This is a genomic window from Synechococcus sp. JA-2-3B'a(2-13) (genome assembly GCF_000013225.1).
GTDB lineage: Bacteria > Cyanobacteriota > Cyanobacteriia > Thermostichales > Thermostichaceae > Thermostichus.
Genome location: NC_007776.1, coordinates 719,220 through 736,186, shown reverse-complemented (window position 1 = coordinate 736,186; position 16,967 = coordinate 719,220). Strand labels below are relative to the sequence as shown.

Here is a 16,967-nt window from a genome sequence, read left to right as displayed (position 1 = left end):
GAGGACCTAGGGCGGGGATCCAGGAGGTCTCCCTCCCCCTTGTGGCTGCATCCTCTGCTGAAAAAGCACCTCATCGACAATCGGGGCGCCATCGCGGATTTTCTGCAGGCCGCTCAGCACAATTGGCTCATTGGCCTCCAAACCCTCCAGCACCTCATAGCTGTTTCCGTAGATGGATCCCAGCTGCACCGGCCTTTGCACCGCCACCGCCCCCGGGGGCATGCCCTCTGCTGGCGGCTCCGTTGTCTGCACCGTGTAGACAAAGGTTTGCGCCCCCAAGCGGGCCACCGCCGTCACCGGCACCAGCAAGGCCGGCCGCTCCTCCCAGATGACCCGAGTCCGCACAAACTGGGCCGAGCGCAACTGGCCGGCAGGGTTCTCCAGAAGAGCCTTGGCCAGCACCGATTGCGTGGCGGCGTTGGCTTCGGGAGCAATGAAAGAGATTTGGCTGCTGCCGATCACCTCGCCGCGGCTATCCAGGATCTGCACCGGCGTGCCAATGCGCAGCTGGGGGGCCCGCTGCAACGGGATGTTGAGGTTGAGCTCCAGCGCCTGGGTTTGGGTCAAGGTGGTCAAAACCGTCTGAGGCGTCACGTAGTCCCCTTGCCGCACCAAAACATCCCCCACAATGCCGGCAAAGGGAGCTGTAACCTGGAAAAACTGCAGTTGCACCTGTTGCCGCTCCGCCTCGGCCTGGGCTCGCTGCACCTCCCGCTCTGCCCGCAAGATCGCGGCCTCCTGAGCGCGGATCTGCTCCTGTTGCGCCGCCAAAGCCGCCTCCGCCTGGCGCAGGTCGCGGCTGGATTGATCCGCTTGCGCCTGGCTGATGGCCCCCTCGGCCAAGAGGCGCAGGTTGCGCTCGTGCTGCTCCCGGGCAAACTCCGCCGCTGCCTCCAGCCGCAGCCGATCCGCCCGCAACTGGCTGAGCACGGCCCGGCCGCTCTCCAGGTTGGCTTGGGCTGCGGCAATCCCCGCCGTTTGGCCGGCCACCGCCGCCTGTTGCTGCCGGCTGTCGATCTCAAAGAGAGGGGCTCCGGCAGCCACCTGGGATCCCAGCTGCACGAACACCTGGGTCACCTGTCCACTGACCTGAGGGCGGATACTGGCCACCTGCTGGGATCCGAGGCTGGCCATGAACTCTGAAGTCTCTTCGATTTGCTGTTCCTCTACCCTGCCGACGGCCACTGGTGTGGGTTGGCCTTCTCCGCCCCCTTCACCCCCCATGCTGCGAGGTGGCCCGCCGGGCCGGCAAGCAGCTACCAAGAGAGAAAGGCACAACAGCGGCAGAGCTGTTCGCAGTTGCATCGTGAACCTGCCTCCCTAACGGCTATCCCAACAGAGGGATCCCACCTCTGCATTGACTCAATCAACCAGGGTACTGAGACTGTGCCCTGCTGCGCCTGTGCAAAAGCGCTGGCCATCCTTCCCAATCCAGAGCTAGGGTGGATGCGTGACATCCTCCCGGCGCTCGTCCTGTGGATAGAGCGCGGGCCACCCTTCCCGTCAGCAGGACGGAGTCCTTACCTCGCGGTCGGGCATTCCTGCCCCACGCCACTTGTCTGGGTCTACAACCCCCGACAGACCGACTGAACAGGCAGTTTCCCTTCCCCAGCCTCCCTGGCTACTGCCAGCTTGCAAAACAAGTCTAATCCACAGGGAACGGTGCATCGGCAGGCAGGATGGACTCCTGCACCCAGGAACCCCTGTCCACCGGCCAAGAGCAAGATGCTATCCACTCGTTGATTTCCGGCAAAGTGTAGTTGTATACGTCCTGGCCAATCTCCAGCCACGCCAACAGCAAGGCCTCCGTCCCGCTGACGCGAGCGGCTTGTTGGCAGGCATCTGGATCAATCCGGTGCTTGTAGGTTACACCAGCATAAGTAGGTTTTGCTACAGATTTCGCTCAGAGGTATGGCGGGGATCCCTGTATCCCGGTGCTCACCCTGCGGGTAGAGTGCAGGACTGATTGCCCCTGCACCTCCGTTAGTTAGCAGATGCGGGATCCTCACCAGTGCGCCGTTGGCCACAGTCTACGGCCCGCTTTGCGAATAGCCGTTTGGGCCATCCCAATCCCAAAGGATCCCATCTCTGCACCCCAAAGTTGCCAAAGTTGAATGAAGCTTATGATTCAAGCCGAGCCAAAAAGATTCGGCACAATGGGGAGAGCCATTTCACCAAGCTGTTGAGGACATCGCTATGGCCTACAAACTCTGGATCGACGGCCAATGGGTCGATAGCCAAGGGGGGGGCCTGATGACCATCGAGAACCCGGCCACCGGCGAGAAACTGGCAGAGGCGGTGGATGCCAGCCCTGCCGATGTGGATCGGGCGGTGCAGGCCGCCCAAACAGCCTTCTACGATGGCCGTTGGTCGAAACTCACCCCCGGCGAGCGATCCCTGGCCCTCTGGAAATTGGCAGATCTGATCGAGGCTCGTGCCCCAGAACTGGCTCGTGTGGAATCGGAAAACACCGGCAAGCCCTACGAGTTCCTCAGCTTAGGGGGAGATTTGCCGTTTGCGGTGGATAATCTGCGTTTCTTCGCCGCTGCCGCCCGCGACATCCATGGCTTTAGCGCCGGGGAATATGCCAAGGGCTACACCTCCCTCTTTCGCAAAGAGCCGGTGGGGGTGTGCGCTCAAATTACCCCCTGGAACTATCCGCTGATGATGGCCGTCTGGAAGATCGGCCCCGCCCTGGCCGCCGGCTGTACGGTGGTGCTCAAGCCCGCTCCTGCCACCCCCCTGACCACCCTGATGCTGGGGGAACTGATCGCCGAGGCTGGGATCCCGCCCGGGGTAGTCAATATCGTTACCGGAGGCAATGCTACCGGCCAAGCCCTGGTGGAGCACCCCCAGGTGCGCATGGTCAGCCTTACCGGCTCTACCGCCACCGGCAAGCAGGTGATGCGGACAGCGGCAGATACCCTGAAGCGGGTGCATTTGGAACTGGGGGGCAAAGCGCCGTTTATCGTCTTCGAGGATGCGGACGTAGAGACCGTTGCTGCCAAGGCCACATTTGCTGCCACCGTCAATACCGGCCAAGACTGTACGGCAGCCACCCGCGTCTATGTGCACGAGAGCAAGCTGGCGCAGGCGCAAGAGGCCATTGTAGAAGCCATGCGCAAAGTAACGGTGGGATCCCCTTTCGAGGCGGGAGTGGAGATGGGGCCTTTGGTCTCAGCAGCCCAGCGGGAGCGGGTGATGGGATTTGTGGAGCGGGCCAAAGCAGAGGGAGCCAAGGTGCTGACCGGCGGTCGGATCCCTTCCCAGCTTGCCCAGGGCTACTACTATGAACCCACGGTGATTGCCAATGTCGATCAAAAAGCGGAGATCGTACAGAGTGAGGTTTTTGGGCCGGTTCTCACGCTCGGCTCGTTTCGCGAAGAAGCGGAAGCGCTACGCTTGGGCAATGACGTCCTATACGGGCTGGCGGCTTCTGTGTGGACTCAAGACATCGGACGAGCGATGAGGTTGGCCGCCGATCTGGAGTTCGGCACCGTCTGGATCAACGACCATATTCCCATTGCCTCTGAGGCCCCCCATGGCGGCTTTAAGCAATCGGGATTTGGCAAAGATCTCTCGGCAGAAGCGGTGCGCGACTACCAAATCACCAAACACGTGATGATTGCAACCCGCTGAAGTGATGCCCATTTTGAACAGAAGATGACCACCAAACAGCGGCGGCTCACCAGGGGTATTCCCAGTCGCCGTAGGCCATTGGTGGCCTTGATTCCGACCTACCCCTTCCCCTTGGGAGAGGGCTTGGGGAACTGTCTGGAGCCGGTTTGGAACCTCCCCAGAAAATCTCAGTTGCAAAGGCGGTGCGGAGCACTCAAGCGATAGACTGGGGTGTACAGCTCCCGCTCCGCTGCGAATCTGCTCGATTGAACCGTTGCTCGCCAAGCCTACCCGCCAACCATGGGATCCGCAACTCTATCCGCTCCTTGTACCTTTCCCCTCACCGCTGTAGTGGGGCAACAGGCGGCCAAGCTGGCTCTGCTGCTGGCAGCAGTGGATCCCAGCCTAAGGGGTGTGGTGCTGGTGGGGCCTCGCGGCACCGCCAAGTCGGTTTTGGCCAGAGGGATCCACGCCTTGCTACCGCCCATCGAGGTGATTGCGGGATCCTATTGCAACGACGATCCAGCGCAGCCGGATACCTGGTCCGACTGGGCCAAGGCTCGCTACCCAGCCGGAGAGGTGCCGCCCACCCAAGTGATATCGCCCCCCTTTGTCCAGGTTCCCCTGGGCGTCACCGAAGATCGGCTGCTGGGATCCGTCGATGTGGAGGCCTCCATCAGGCAGGGGGAAACGGTCTTCCAGCCAGGGCTCTTGGCTGCTGCCCACCGGGGCGTGCTCTATATGGATGACATCAACCTCTTGGACGACGCCATCGTCAACTTGTTGCTGACGGTGGTGGGGGATGGGGTCAACCGCCTGGAACGAGAGGGGCTGAGTCTGCAACACCCCTGCCGGCCTCTCTTGGTGGCCACCTACAACCCCGAAGAGGGATCCCTGCGCCCCCACCTGCTGGATCGCCTGGCACTGGTGGTGCCGGTGGGGCAGGAGCTGAGCCTAGAAGAGCGAGGGGAAATTGTCCAACGGGCAACGCAATTTGTCGATGCTCCCGAGCCCTTCCTGGCCGAGCACCAGGCGGAACTGGAGGAAATCCGCACCCGCATCCTCCTGGCGCGGGAGTGGCTGCCCCAGGTCAAGCCGCAGCGGGAACAGCTCCTCTACCTGGTGCAGGAGGCCATCCGCGGCAACGTCCAAGGGCACCGGGGAGAACAATTTGCCCTGCGAGCCGCCTGTGCCCTGGCAGCTCTGGAAGGACGGGATCGCCTGTTGGCCGAGGATCTGCAGCAGGCTGTGCAACTGGTGCTGCTGCCCCGCGCCCAATACGACCCCGACCAGCCCCCCCCTCCCCCCCCGCCACCATCCCAACAGTCGGATCCCCCGCCGCCGGATCCCGACAAGGATGGGGAAGATAGAGAGGAAACGGATCCCCAGCCGGAAAACCTGAGTCTGCCGGAAGAGTTTTTCTTCGAGCCGGAGCGCATTGCCCTCGACCCGCGCCTGCTGGCCTTCGCCCAGTCCCTCAACCAGCAGGGAAAAACGGGATCCCGCAGCCTGGTGTTCAGCGCCGACCGAGGCCGCTACGTCAAGCCCATCCTGCCCCAGGGATCCAACCCCCGCGTTGCCGTCGATGCCACCTTGCGAGCTGCTGCCCCCTATCAGAAAAGCCGCCGCCAGCGGCAACCGGGACGTAGCGTGATTGTGGAGCCGAGCGATATCCGCGCCAAAAAGCTGGTTCGCAAGGCCGGAGCCCTGGTGATCTTTGTGGTGGACGCCTCCGGCTCCATGGCCCTCAACCGCATGCAAGCGGCCAAAGGTGCCGCCCTGCGCCTGCTCACCGAGGCTTACCAAAACCGTGACAAGGTGGCCCTCATCGCCTTTCGTGGGGAAACTGCCGAAGTGTTGCTCCCCCCCACCCGCTCCATTGAGCTGGCCCGCCGCCGTTTGGAATCTCTGCCCTGCGGCGGGGGATCCCCTCTTGCCCATGCCCTCACCCAAGCCGTGCGGATGGGAGTCAATGCCCGTGCTGCCGGCGACGTGGGCCAGGTGATGCTGGTGGCTCTCACCGATGGCCGGGCCAACATTCCCCTCAGCCGCTCCTTGGGACGGAGCGACAGCAAAAGCCAGTTGGGAGCGGCTCCCATCGACCTCAAGCAAGAGCTGCGGGAGATCGCCCTGCGCATCCGCGCCCTGGGGTTGAAGCTGCTCTTGATCGACTCCCAAAGCCGCTTTGTAACCACCGGCTTCAGCGCCGAGCTGGCGGAATTGGCGGGCGGACGGTACTTTCATCTGCCCCGTGCCACCGACCAGGGGATCGCAGCCGTGGCCCGCTCGGCTATGCAGGAGGGACGCACCTACCCCTGAGAGAACAGCCTCTCCGTTGGCAAAGGTTGTAACTTTTCTTAATGGTTGGTTATGATCCCTGTAGGCGCTCTTTACCTTTTCCCATGGCTACAGGACTCCTGCCCCAACTTTCCCTGCAGAATCCCATGGCTGTCGATTGGGTTAGCCGAGGGGTAGGCGCAGCCATTCGTGCCCTCTTTAAGCATGCAGAGCGGCTGGAGGCGCGCGTGCGAGTGGAGCCTGTTGCCAAATTGTTGCAGGGTCGTATCGACAGCTTTGAACTGTTGGGCCAGCATCTGCAGATGTACAACGGCCTGAGGCTTTCGGCCCTAGAGCTGTTTTGCAACGCGGTGGCCATCGATTTCAGCCAAATTTGGCAGGGGAAGATCAAGCTGCGCCAGCCAGTACAGGCCACAATGCGCGTGGTGCTGAGCGAAGACGATCTGGCGCAATCGTTTAACACACCTTTTGTGCTGAATAGGCTGGCCTTAGGAAAGCAGGATGATAGCCCCCTATCCTTCCATCACGTCCATATCAGCATCACCCCGGCGCGACGACTGCAATTCCAGGCAAATGTACAGCAGGGAGAAGCCAGGGCTTTCTGCGTCGGTTTTTCCGCCCAGGTTGAGGTGCTGGAGCGGCGTCGCATCCGCTTTACAGATCCAGTGTTTGAAAGCGGTACAGAAGAGGAGCTAGCCTTGAGCCAAGCTTTGGTACGCTGCCTGAATGAGCTTCTGGATTTGGATCGGCTCGCCTTGCGAGGCACTGAGCTGCGGGTAGACCGGGTGAACTTGCAGCCCCAGCAGATGATCCTGTACGGCAGTGCCACCCTAGCGCAATTTCCCACACGCCAACCCCAATGGGAAAGTGCTTGACAGCCTTTGGAAGGGCGGCTACGCTCAATAGTGGTGAGGAGTGAAGAGAAGAAGCCTCTGGGGTCGAAACACGGACAGACGCCCAGGGGTTTTTTCATGTCCTAGGAGCTTAAGTGCTCCGCATTATAGTCATCTTGAATAGGAATAAAACATTTTCGTTCATTGCTCTCTAACTCCCCTCTCCCAAAAAGAGAGGGGCTTGGGGTGGTCGCGGAAGCGGCGCAGAGCGCTTGGGGAGTGTCTCAATCTAGTTTGAAATGGCTATAAGATGGCCATAATTGCTCGACGTTGGTCATGCCCGGGGATCAAGCTGCCTTTGCCGTGATGTCCACAGCTTTGCCAACCGGAATACGGCGCGGCTTCTCTAAAGAATGGGGTAGCTGGGTATCCTAAAAGCTGGGGTTACGGCATCCTTCTTTATTCATGGGGATGAAGTGGCTCAAGACATAACGGTCATTCTAAGACCTAGGAAAGAACTCTTCAGCCTTGACCGTGAGGGGATGTTCATTCTTCCGTACCATTGGTTCATTATTTAAGCAGGTCTTGTCAAAGCGAGCGCACCGAGTTTGAAACAGCAACCACTCCGCGTACTTGAGTTTTGGCGCCGCCGCTTTCCCCACAGCTTGCGCACCCAGGTGGCATTGGTCATTGCCAGCCTTTCGTTCGTCCCCAACTTGGTTTTCATCCTGTCGGTGCAGTGGATCTGGCCCGACACGCAGTTCAGCACTGAAGGGATCCTCCTGCTGCTGCTGTGGATCCCGTTGCTGGCGGTGCTGTCGGCGGTGGTGGGCTATGCTCTGTCCTCCATGATTTTGCGCCCCCTCACCCTGCTGGCCCGCGAGTTGGCTCATTTGGAAACCTTGATTAACCAGCCCGCCCGTTGGAATCTGCTGCTCCGCCCCGGGGATCCCCAGGAAGCCCTGATCTTGCGGCAGGCTTTTGCCCAGTTGCTGCGCCAGATCCAGATCGATCAAATGCGGCGAGAAGCCTTTACCGCTACCCTCGTTCACGACCTCAAAACCCCCCTCATCGCCTTTGGGCACCTGCTGAGCGCCTTTAAACAGGATCAACAGCTCGAGCCGGAGCAACGTCGCGCTCTGCTGGATCGCATCCTGCAGGAAAATCAACACAATCTCTCTCTGGTGCAGAAAATGGTGGAGGCTCACCGCCTGGAGCGGGGAGAGATCGAGTTGCATCCTCGGCCTTGTGATCTGGGATCCCTGGCCAGAAAGGTGGCCGAGCGCATGGGATCCCTGGCCCAGGAGCGGGGGATCGATCTGCGAGTCGAAGGAGAAGGGTGGGGCAACGCCGATGAGGCAGAGCTGGAGCGGGCGCTGGTGAATCTGGTGGACAACGCCTTGCGCTACGCACGCCATGCGGTGGTGTTAATCGTCAGCCCCCACCAGATCCAGGTGCAGGATGATGGCCCCGGCTTGCCGGCTCCCCTAGAAGAGTTGGCCCAACCCTACGTGACCCAGCCCATTCACATTGCCGGCCACCACTACCCAACCGGCTCAGGAGGTCTGGGGCTATATATCGCCAGGCGCATCCTGCAGGCCCACGGGGGGGACTTGCGGTTGGTCGAGACGGGATCCCAAGGGACTGCTCTAGCCCTGGTGTTGCGCTAACCCAATAGATTGGTGCTGAACAAGACTGGTGTAGTCATTTTAAGTGACATACTCCCGCACTCATGTTGATGCAAAGCGCTCCGCGCCGCTAAAGCGAGAGAGTGCGGGCTTCAAGGACTCCGTCCCGCTGACGCGAACAGTGACTCCGGTTAGCGCTCCGCGCCGCTAGCGCGAAAAGGACATTTCCTGGGCTTAAGGACTACGTCCCGCTAACGCGAAAAGGACGGGATGCCCCGCCCCTGTACTTGATGTCTATAGCGGCAGTGTATAAAACCCCGCTACTTTTTATGGCACCAGTAAGGACAAAACATCATGTCCCCGCCTTTCATCCCGACCCTCACCCTGGATAGTGAATAGTGGATAGTGGTTAGTGGATAGTGACTATTCACTATTCACTAGCCACTAACTAATAGAGGGCGGGGCTTCCCGGCGGTGTAGCTAGCGGTAACTAACGGGGGTGCAGGGGCAATCAGTCCTGCACTCTACCCGCAGGGTAAGCACCGGGATACAGGGATCCCCGCCATACCTCTGAGCGAAATCTGTTGAGCGAAATCTGTAGTAAAACCTACTTATGCTGGCGGTAACCTACAAGTACCGGATTGATCCAGATGCCTCTTGCTCTTGTCCGGTGGACAGGGGTTCCTGGGTGCAGGAGTCCATCCTGCCTGCCGATGCACCGTTCCCTGTGGATTAGACTTGTTTTGCAAGCTGGCAGTAGCCAGGGAGGCTGGGGAAGGGGAACCACCTGTCCAGTCGTTTTGTCGGGGGTTGTAGACCCAGACAAGTGGCGTGGGGCAGGAATGCCCAGCCGCGAGGTAAGGACTCCGTCCTGCTGACGGGAAGGGTGGCCCGCGCTCTGTCCGTAGGACGAGCGCCGGGAGGATGTCACGGTGCATGAAGGGTGGGATCCTCTGCACAAGCGTTCGTGAGGTTGGGTTCATGTCTTCCGTGCTGTGGCAAGCGATTGGGTATGCCTGTGGGATCTCGCTGGGGCTCCTAGGCTTGGTTGCCCTGGTCAACGTTCTTGTGGGGTGGCTGGATCGGCAGACCTCAGAGACTCCGGAGGAGCCGACCGAGTCGCCAGAACCCTGCAGCACAACGGAGGGATCCCCGTCGGCATGAGTGACAGGGTTCGCGTTCACGTCTGGATACGGGGGCGGGTTCAGGGCGTGGGGTTTCGCGCCCACACCGAAGCGATGGCTCTCCATGCGGGTGTTCAAGGGTGGGTGCGCAATTTGCGGGATGGTCGTGTAGAGGCTGTTTTTGAAGGATCCCCTGCCGCAGTGGAGGCGATGCTGCGCTGGTGCCAACAGGGCAGCCCCGGTTCGGTTGTGGAGGCCATTGAGCAACGTTCCGAGCCGCCGGAAGGTCTACCCACTTTTGAGATTCGCCCTACCGTTTGAGGAAGTTTCGCTGTTCTGAGGATCTGCTTCAAGCTGGGCTGCTCCGGCCTCGTCCTGGGTTCTGGGCTGCCGTCCCCAGAAACTGTCTGTGAGCTGGGATCCCCAAGGTCGCACTAGAATGGTTACACCGCCAGTTTTTCCCATCCCATGACTGTTGCTGCCCCTGCCAAAGTGCAATATGAAGCTGTGATCGGGTTGGAAGTTCACTGCCAGCTCAGCACCCGCTCCAAGATCTTCTCCAGCAGCGCGACAGCCTTTGGCGCTCCCCCCAACACCCAGATTGACCCCATCTGCATGGGCCTGCCCGGCACCCTGCCGGTGCTCAACGAAAAGGTGCTGGAGTACGCGGTCAAAGCGGGTTTGGCCTTGAATTGCACCATTGCCCCCTACAGCAAGTTCGACCGCAAGCAGTACTTTTACCCCGACTTGCCCAAAAACTACCAAATCTCCCAATACGACCTGCCGATTGCTACCCACGGCTGGATTGAGATCCAGCTCAGCGACGGTCGTACCAAGCGCATCGGCATCACCCGTCTGCACATGGAAGAAGATGCGGGCAAGCTGGTCCACGCTGGCAGCGACCGCCTATCGGGATCCAGCTACTCTTTGGTGGATTTCAACCGGGCGGGGGTTCCCCTCATCGAGATCGTCAGCGAGCCGGACATCCGCAGCGGGGAAGAAGCGGCAGAGTACGTGCAAGAGCTGCGCCGCATCCTGCGCTATGCCGGGCTGTGCGATGGCAACCTGCAGGAGGGATCCCTGCGCTGTGATGTGAACATCTCGGTGCGTCCGCTGGGATCCCAGACCTTTGGCACGAAGGTGGAAATTAAAAACATGAACTCCTTCAACGCCATCCAACGGGCCATCGAGTACGAGTTCAACCGCCAAGTCAAGGCTGTGGAGGCAGGCGAGCGGATCGTGCAAGAGACCCGCCTTTGGGAAGAAAACAGCCAGCGCACCATCAGCATGCGCAAGAAAGAGGGATCCAGCGACTATCGCTATTTCCCCGAGCCCGATCTGCCGCCCATTCGCGTTACCGAAGCGCAGAAAACCCGCTGGCAGGCAGAGCTGCCGGAATTGCCCGGTGTGAAGCGGCGACGTTACCAGGAGGTGTACGGTCTCTCGGTGTACGATGCCCGCTACCTCAGCGATGAACGCAACACCGCCGAATACTTTGAAGCCGTGATCGCCGCCGGGGCCGATCCGAAGGCAGCCGCCAACTGGATGATGAGCGACATCGCCAGCTACCTCAACACCCACAAGCTGGACTATCCCGACATTGCCCTGAAGCCGGAAACCCTGGCCGAGCTGATTGGCCTCATCGAGCAGGGCACCATCTCCAGCAAAATCGCCAAGGAGATCCTGCCGGAACTGCTGGAAAAAGGGGGATCGGCCCGCGCCCTGGTGGAAGCTAAGGGCATGACCCAAATCTCGGATAGCGCTCTGCTGGGGCAGATGATCGCCGAGGTGCTGGCAGAAAACCCCGAGCAACTGCAGCAGTATCGGGGGGGCAAAACCAAGCTCTTCGGCTACTTTGTCGGGCAATTGATGAAAAAAACTCAGGGACGGGCAGATCCAAAGCTGGCCAACGACCTGCTCAAGCAACACCTCGACGGCTAGCTCCAAGCATCGGTGAGGGAATAGCCCAACTCCTGCATCATGCGCCGCAGCAGGGGCAAGCTCAGCCCGATAACATTGCCGGGGCACCCCTCGATCCGCTCCACAAACAGGCTGCCACGACCATCGATGGCAAAACAGCCAGCACAATTGAGCGGCTCACCGGTGGCCACGTAGGCGCGGATTTCCTCGTCGCTGGGCTTGGCAAAAAACACCCGCGTCACCGCATAGTGGGTGAGGCGGCGGTTCTGCTTCGTGTCAATCAAGGCATGGCCTGTGTAGAGCTCTCCCACTTCGCCCCGCATTTGCCGCAGGCGCCGTTCCGCCTCTAGGGCATTGGGCGGCTTGCCCAGGATCTCGCCATCTAGGTAGAGCACGGAGTCGGCCCCCACGACCAAGACGGGCTCCCGTTGCTGGGCCGCCACCACTTCGGCTTTCGCCGAGGCCAGCTTCTGCACCAGCTCCACGGGATCTGAGCTTTTGATTTGGCTTTCGTCAAAATAGCTGGGCTGAACGCGAAAAGGGATCCCGGCAGCCTTTAACAATTGGCGGCGGGCAGGGGATTGCGAGGCCAGTACGATAGGAGGCAACATCGACTCAACACCTAATTAACACCCAAAGCCTGGACGTTTGCTTAGGGGAAGTTCGCTCTGTGAGCTAGTTTCCATTAGCTTAGTTAGTATGCGCCTGATGGGCGTTGAAAGGAAACTCTCTCGATATCTTCCCAGCTGGATCCCGTTTGTGACCACTCTCCCCACCCAAGCTGATCTCGATCTTGCCCATTCTGGGATCCTCCAGCGCTATTGGGGGGATCAAGACACTCCGGAAAGCCGCTGGGTGAACTTGCTGGTGGCGGTGTTGGTTTTCTGTTCATCCACCTTCTTTGTGGTGGAAACCTATCCCATTCCCCCTGAGGTACGTCTTGGGCTGGAGCGGGTGGATCGCCTCATTCTCGGCTTGTTTGTGGTGGAATATCTGCTCCGACTGGCAGCGGCCCCGCAGAAGTTGCGCTATGTCGTGAGCTTGTATTCGCTCATCGATTTGCTCGCCATTTTGCCTTTTTTTGCCGGGCTAACCGATATTCGCTTCATTCGCATCTTCCGTTGGTTTCGCATTTTGCGGCTGCTGCGCCTGGTAGAGGGCAAAACCCTGTTTGGGCAAGTGATCTCCGCCGATAGCCGCATTTTGCTGCGCATTTTCTTCACCCTCTTTGCCATTGTTTTCGTCTACTCTGGGCTGATCTACCAGGTAGAACATCCAGTGAATCCTGGCGCTTTTGCCACCTTTTTGGATGCTTTCTACTTTTCCGTCGTTACCATGACCACGGTGGGGTTTGGGGATCTCACCCCCAGTTCTGAGCTGGGTCGGTTGCTGACGGTGCTGATGATCCTGACGGGGATCGCTCTAATTCCCTGGCAAGTGGGGGAGCTGATCAAACAATTGGTGAAAAGCGGCAACTCGGTGCAATGGGCCTGCCCAGGGTGCGGTTTGTCCCAACACGATGGGGATGCCCAATTCTGCAAACGCTGTGGCACACTGCTCTATCCAAGGGATTGAGGCTGTTGGCCAATTTGGGGCAAAGACAGGATAGGCTAGGACGGGTTGCAGGAGGATCTGCGATGTTGGCCCACCCCGAGCTAACCATCCCCGGCAAGCTGAACGTGAAGGCGGGCGTGGCGATGCTGGTTGCCGCCATTGTCCTCGGCTGGATCCTCAGCCAAGTTCAGCCGTTGCCGCTCGCCCCCCAGGAGGCTTCGGGGATCCCTGCCGAGCCCCTCCTCTGGCAGGAGGTGCCCAAACAAAAGTACGCCTGGCACATTTGCTACGCCTTTTTGGGCAACATGGGGTTGATCAACATCGGCGGCGGACTGGCCCTGGTGGTGCTGGGATCCCGCTTTACGGCTGGGCAAATGCTCTCGCAAATTCTCCTGTTGGGGGGAATGCTGCACCCGGCTTCTTGGGCTTTGGTGGCCCTGACGGGGCTGGAAGGGTGGGGCTGGCTGGGTAATGCCGGAGCCGCAGCGGTGGCGGTGGTGGTGATGGTGTTGTTTGTTTACCTGGTCTTGGCCACCTGCCGTTCCCTACAAGCCGTCCGAAGGCTGACCCAATCCCGAACCTGCCGTTAGCCCCAGTTGGGGAAAGCTGAGAAATCGTTTAAGATCGTTAACGGCAACACTCTAAACAACCGGACGGTGCTCTGCATGGCGGTGCAAGAGGAGGTTTTTTTTGAGGGCGGCCCCCACAGTGGCGATTTGGTGTTGAACTCCTTCATTGGGGCTACACTTGTCGGCTTGCCTCTGTTTGTGGGGGCACTGGTGCGTAAGCTGTGGGTACACTATCGGATTACCAATCGTCGCATCACCGTGATTGGGGGATGGGGCGGCAAGGAGCGCTCAGATGTAATCTACGGCGAGATCGCCAAGGTGGTCATGGTGCCACGGGGCTTGGGCGTGTGGGGAGATATGGTGCTCACCCTCAAGGACGGCAGTCGCCTGGAGATGCGGGCCTTGCCTCGCTTCCGCGAGATCTACAACTACATCAATGAGCGGATCGACGAGAAAGCCAAGCAGGTGAGCGGCCCAATTGGCAAAAAGCGCCGCTCTGCCAAGTCCTGACCGTGCCTGAGCCTTGGGGATCCCTTCCTGTGGCTGTCCCCACTCTTCCCAGCCGGGATCCCGCTTGGCCTGAGCGCCTGGCCCTGGTGCACGAGTACCTGATCTGGCCGGGGGGATCGGAAAAGGTTTTGCAGGAGCTGGTGGCTTTTGCCCCACAGGCCCCCCTTTACGTCAGTCTCTTCTCCGCTCACACCCTGCCGCCGAGCTGGCAGGAGCTGACAATTCACACCTCCTTTTTGCAAGGCTGGGCCAAGTGGCTGGGGGTGCTGCGCCCTGACTACCATGCCCGCCTCAAGTATCTGCTGCCCTGGATGCCGTTGGCCTATGAGAGCTTCGACCTCTCCGGCTATGACTGTGTGATCTCCAGCAGCCACGCCTTTGCCAAAGGGATCCTGACGGGAGCCTCTACCCTGCACCTGAGCTACATCCACAGCCCCACCCGTTACCTCTGGGAGAACCGGGAGCTGTATCTGCAGCGAGAAGGGCTGGGGAGAAGCGGGCCTGTTGGCGCAATTGGCCAATGGCTGCTGCACCGCTTGCGCCAATGGGATTTTCTGGCAGCTCAACGTCCAGATCTGTTGATCGCCAACTCCCAGCACATTCGCCGCCGCATTGCCAAGCTCTATCGCCGCGAGGCTGTGGTCATTTATCCGCCCGTTCCGCTGCAGGGGTTGGAGCCGGTGGCGGATCCCAGCGCCGATTATGACCTGGTGGCAGGCCGACTGGTGCCCTACAAACGGGTGGATCTGGCGATTGCCGCCTGTGAACGGCTGGGTCGTCGGCTGCTGGTTGTGGGCGAAGGGCCGGAGCTGGCTCGGCTCAAGCGACTGGCGGGGCCGCAGGTGGAGTTTTTGCCCCATCAGCCCCCCGATCGTTTCCGGGAACTGCTAGCCAATTGCCGGCTGCTGCTGTTCCCCTGGGAGGAGGATTTTGGCCTAGTGGCAGTGGAGGCCCAGGCCTGCGGCCGCCCCGTGGTTGCCCTCAACCGGGGAGGTGCCCAAGAGACGGTCATCCACGGCCAAACCGGCATCCTCATTCCCGAGGCCAGTGTGGAAGCGCTGGTGGAAGGGCTGCGGCAGGCGGATCGACAGGAATGGGATCCGCAGCGGATTCGGGCCCATGCTCTGCAATTTGCCCCGGAGCGATTTCACGCCCAATTGGGATCCCTGCTGCGCTGGGCTTGGCCTCGTTTTCAAGCCGGAGAACGGTTGGATCCCCGAGAATGGAGCGCTCAGTAGGGCCGCCGCTGCACAAAAGTCGGCAACTCAATCCGGTTGCGACTGCCCGTTTCCCCTCCTGCCCGTGAAGCGGCCAAAGCGGAGCGTTTCAGGAGCCTTTCTGTCCGTTGGCGCCAGCCGAGCGGGGCACTTTCTTCCCGCTCGTCCAGGGTGAGCGGCGGGATCCCTGGGGTGGGTGTTCTCCAGGTGGTGGCCGGGGAAGGAGCAGACTCGTCAGCCGCGGCAGGAATCCGTTCCTGGGCCCGATGATTCGACCTGGCCTCGACAACCGCTGGCTGAGGGGAAGCGGAGGCCGACTGACGCAGTGTGGCCAGTTGCTCTTCCAGTTCTTGATTGCGCTGCTGCAGCAGGGCCACTTCCTTTTCTTGGGTTTGCGCGTAGGCGTGGGCCTGCACACACTCGGTTTTCAAAGCCATCACCTGCTGCTGCAACTTCTCGATTTGCTTTTGGCTGACCAGATGATGGGCCTCGGCCAGTTCTCGCCCCCGCCGGGCTGCTTCCAGGCTTTCTCGGGTGTCCTGCACCTGCTGCTGAACTTCCTGCCACTGGGCAAGGGTGGGACGCTGGGCCAACTCTTGCATGAGCTGATCCCGCTCGGCTCGCAAAGCACCAAGCTCGCGGGTCAAAGCCTGCACCTGCTCCTCCAGGGCAAGGATTCGCTGCGCCTGTGAGGACTCTGTTTCCCTGAGGTGGGCGGCCTGGGCTGCTTCCGCTTCCAGCTTGGCAATCTGTTGGGCTTGCTCGGCCTGCTGCCGCTGACTCTGCTGCAGCTCTTCCAGCAAGGTGGCCCGCTCGGCCTTGGCAAAAGAGGCCTGTTGGCGCAGATGATCCAGCTCCGCCTGCAAGCGTGCCCATTGCTCTGGGGTAGGACGCTCTTCCAGTTCGCGAATACGTTGCCGGGCGGTGTTCAGGTCAGCTTCCATGTGTGCCTTTTCGGTTTCCAGATGGGTCTTCAAACGCTGCCATTCGGCTTCCGCTTGGCGGTGGGCAGCCTCTAGCTCCGCCCGTAGGGTTTCCAGTTCTTGTGCAGAAGGTCGAGCAGCCAACTCTTGGATTTGCGCTTGCAATTGTGCTTTTTCCTCCTCTAGCTGCTGTACACGGAGCTGCAGTTGGGCTTGCAAAAGCTGCACCTGCGGCAACTTGACGGCGTATTCTCCCAATTGGTTGGCCTGCTGTTTCAGCTCCAGGAGCTCCTGCTGCAGTTGGTAAAATCGGGCCGGATCGACGCGCCGCTGCAATTCCGCCTTGAGGGTTTCAATTTCCGTCTGACTGGTTTGCAACTGCTGCTGCAGAATGTGGTAGTGCTCCAGCGTTGGACGGCGCTCCATTTCCCACAGGAGATTCTGCAGTTCTTCGATGTGCTGTTGCTGAAGCTGAAAAGCCTCTGGGGTAGGGCGCTGGGCCAGCCGTGCTTTCTCCTCTTGACACGCTTGCAAAGCTTGATCCCGCTCTTGAATCTGGGCCTGTGCTTCCAGCAGTTGATGTTCCAGGCGATGGATGCACTCAATCTGCTGCAATGACAGCGCTTCCGATTCGGCGAGGGATCGCTCTAGGTTGCGCACCCGCGCCCGCAAGGCTTTTAGCTCCTCTTCCCCTTCCATATCCAGGCTGCTCGACAGGTTATGGGCCTTACTGTAGCAGATGGTCTGGATGAAAATCCAGCTCGCCACTATCT

General features: G+C 60.3%; 14 protein-coding genes. 11 read left to right on the top strand and 3 right to left on the bottom strand.

Features of this window, described 5'->3' with window-relative positions; translation table 11 throughout:
* Positions 1-6 precede the first annotated feature (6 nt).
* The gene (locus CYB_RS03395; RefSeq protein ID WP_011432359.1) at positions 7-1,305 is read right to left on the bottom strand and encodes an efflux RND transporter periplasmic adaptor subunit; all 1,299 of its coding nucleotides are present in this window, start codon (positions 1,303-1,305) and stop codon (positions 7-9) included.
* An 891-nt stretch (positions 1,306-2,196) separates the two neighbouring features.
* Between CYB_RS03395 and CYB_RS03390 the strand changes: the two genes are divergently transcribed.
* From CYB_RS03390 to gatB, 7 genes are all read left to right on the top strand, one after another.
* Positions 2,197-3,639 carry a gamma-aminobutyraldehyde dehydrogenase gene (locus tag CYB_RS03390; RefSeq protein WP_011432357.1) on the top strand — a complete coding sequence of 481 codons (1,443 nt, stop codon included), beginning with the start codon at positions 2,197-2,199 and terminating at the stop codon, positions 3,637-3,639.
* Positions 3,640-3,918: 279 nt separating this feature from the next.
* On the top strand, positions 3,919-5,937 hold the full coding sequence (gene bchD, locus CYB_RS03385) for a magnesium chelatase ATPase subunit D (protein ID WP_011432356.1): 2,019 nt from the start codon (positions 3,919-3,921) through the stop codon (positions 5,935-5,937).
* Positions 5,938-6,062: 125 nt separating this feature from the next.
* The gene (locus CYB_RS03380) at positions 6,063-6,791 is read left to right on the top strand and encodes an LmeA family phospholipid-binding protein (protein WP_011432355.1); all 729 of its coding nucleotides are present in this window, start codon (positions 6,063-6,065) and stop codon (positions 6,789-6,791) included.
* A 566-nt stretch (positions 6,792-7,357) separates the two neighbouring features.
* Complete coding sequence (locus CYB_RS03375; protein ID WP_011432354.1) at positions 7,358-8,419, top strand: sensor histidine kinase; 1,062 nt, start codon at positions 7,358-7,360, stop codon at positions 8,417-8,419.
* A gap of 939 nt (positions 8,420-9,358) precedes the next feature.
* On the top strand, positions 9,359-9,541 hold the full coding sequence (locus CYB_RS03370; protein ID WP_041436250.1) for a hypothetical protein: 183 nt from the start codon (positions 9,359-9,361) through the stop codon (positions 9,539-9,541).
* On the top strand, positions 9,538-9,822 hold the full coding sequence (locus CYB_RS03365; RefSeq protein WP_011432352.1) for an acylphosphatase: 285 nt from the start codon (positions 9,538-9,540) through the stop codon (positions 9,820-9,822). Before CYB_RS03370 ends, CYB_RS03365 begins: the two co-directional genes overlap by 4 nt.
* Before the next feature lie 147 nt (positions 9,823-9,969).
* A complete protein-coding gene (gatB, locus tag CYB_RS03360) occupies positions 9,970-11,442 on the top strand; it encodes an Asp-tRNA(Asn)/Glu-tRNA(Gln) amidotransferase subunit GatB (protein ID WP_011432351.1) in 1,473 nt (490 codons plus the stop codon).
* On the opposite strand, the gene CYB_RS03355 is transcribed toward gatB, so the two are convergent.
* Positions 11,439-12,032 carry a Maf family protein gene (locus CYB_RS03355; protein WP_011432350.1) on the bottom strand — a complete coding sequence of 198 codons (594 nt, stop codon included), beginning with the start codon at positions 12,030-12,032 and terminating at the stop codon, positions 11,439-11,441. The genes gatB and CYB_RS03355 overlap by 4 nt on opposite strands.
* Before the next feature lie 148 nt (positions 12,033-12,180).
* On the opposite strand from CYB_RS03355, the gene CYB_RS03350 reads away from it, so the two are divergent.
* The 4 genes from CYB_RS03350 (at position 12,181) to CYB_RS03335 (ending at position 15,292) form a co-directional block, all read left to right on the top strand.
* Positions 12,181-12,996, top strand: coding sequence for an ion transporter (locus CYB_RS03350; protein ID WP_011432349.1), 816 nt, complete (start codon positions 12,181-12,183; stop codon positions 12,994-12,996).
* Positions 12,997-13,058: 62 nt separating this feature from the next.
* On the top strand, positions 13,059-13,565 hold the full coding sequence (locus CYB_RS03345; protein ID WP_011432348.1) for a hypothetical protein: 507 nt from the start codon (positions 13,059-13,061) through the stop codon (positions 13,563-13,565).
* A gap of 75 nt (positions 13,566-13,640) precedes the next feature.
* Positions 13,641-14,054, top strand: a complete 414-nt coding sequence (locus tag CYB_RS03340; RefSeq protein ID WP_011432347.1) for a PH domain-containing protein — start codon at positions 13,641-13,643, stop codon at positions 14,052-14,054.
* Positions 14,055-14,083: 29 nt separating this feature from the next.
* Complete coding sequence (locus tag CYB_RS03335) at positions 14,084-15,292, top strand: glycosyltransferase (protein WP_011432346.1); 1,209 nt, start codon at positions 14,084-14,086, stop codon at positions 15,290-15,292.
* Here CYB_RS03335 and CYB_RS03330 read toward each other — a convergent pair.
* A complete protein-coding gene (locus tag CYB_RS03330; RefSeq protein ID WP_238376883.1) occupies positions 15,286-16,962 on the bottom strand; it encodes a hypothetical protein in 1,677 nt (558 codons plus the stop codon). The two genes, CYB_RS03335 and CYB_RS03330, sit on opposite strands and share 7 nt — an antisense overlap.
* Positions 16,963-16,967 lie beyond the last annotated feature (5 nt).

What these genes read in the sequence shown, in the direction of transcription:
- CYB_RS03395 (WP_011432359.1), bottom strand. Translation starts at nt 1,305, where the DNA reads ATGCAACTGCGAACAGCTCTGCCGCTGTTGTGCCTTTCTCTCTTGGTA.
- CYB_RS03390 (WP_011432357.1), top strand. Translation starts at nt 2,197, where the DNA reads ATGGCCTACAAACTCTGGATCGACGGCCAATGGGTCGATAGCCAAGGG.
- bchD (WP_011432356.1), top strand. Translation starts at nt 3,919, where the DNA reads ATGGGATCCGCAACTCTATCCGCTCCTTGTACCTTTCCCCTCACCGCT.
- CYB_RS03380 (WP_011432355.1), top strand. Translation starts at nt 6,063, where the DNA reads ATGGCTGTCGATTGGGTTAGCCGAGGGGTAGGCGCAGCCATTCGTGCC.
- CYB_RS03370 (WP_041436250.1), top strand. Translation starts at nt 9,359, where the DNA reads ATGTCTTCCGTGCTGTGGCAAGCGATTGGGTATGCCTGTGGGATCTCG.
- CYB_RS03365 (WP_011432352.1), top strand. Translation starts at nt 9,538, where the DNA reads ATGAGTGACAGGGTTCGCGTTCACGTCTGGATACGGGGGCGGGTTCAG.
- gatB (WP_011432351.1), top strand. Translation starts at nt 9,970, where the DNA reads ATGACTGTTGCTGCCCCTGCCAAAGTGCAATATGAAGCTGTGATCGGG.
- CYB_RS03355 (WP_011432350.1), bottom strand. Translation starts at nt 12,032, where the DNA reads ATGTTGCCTCCTATCGTACTGGCCTCGCAATCCCCTGCCCGCCGCCAA.
- CYB_RS03345 (WP_011432348.1), top strand. Translation starts at nt 13,059, where the DNA reads ATGTTGGCCCACCCCGAGCTAACCATCCCCGGCAAGCTGAACGTGAAG.
- CYB_RS03340 (WP_011432347.1), top strand. Translation starts at nt 13,641, where the DNA reads ATGGCGGTGCAAGAGGAGGTTTTTTTTGAGGGCGGCCCCCACAGTGGC.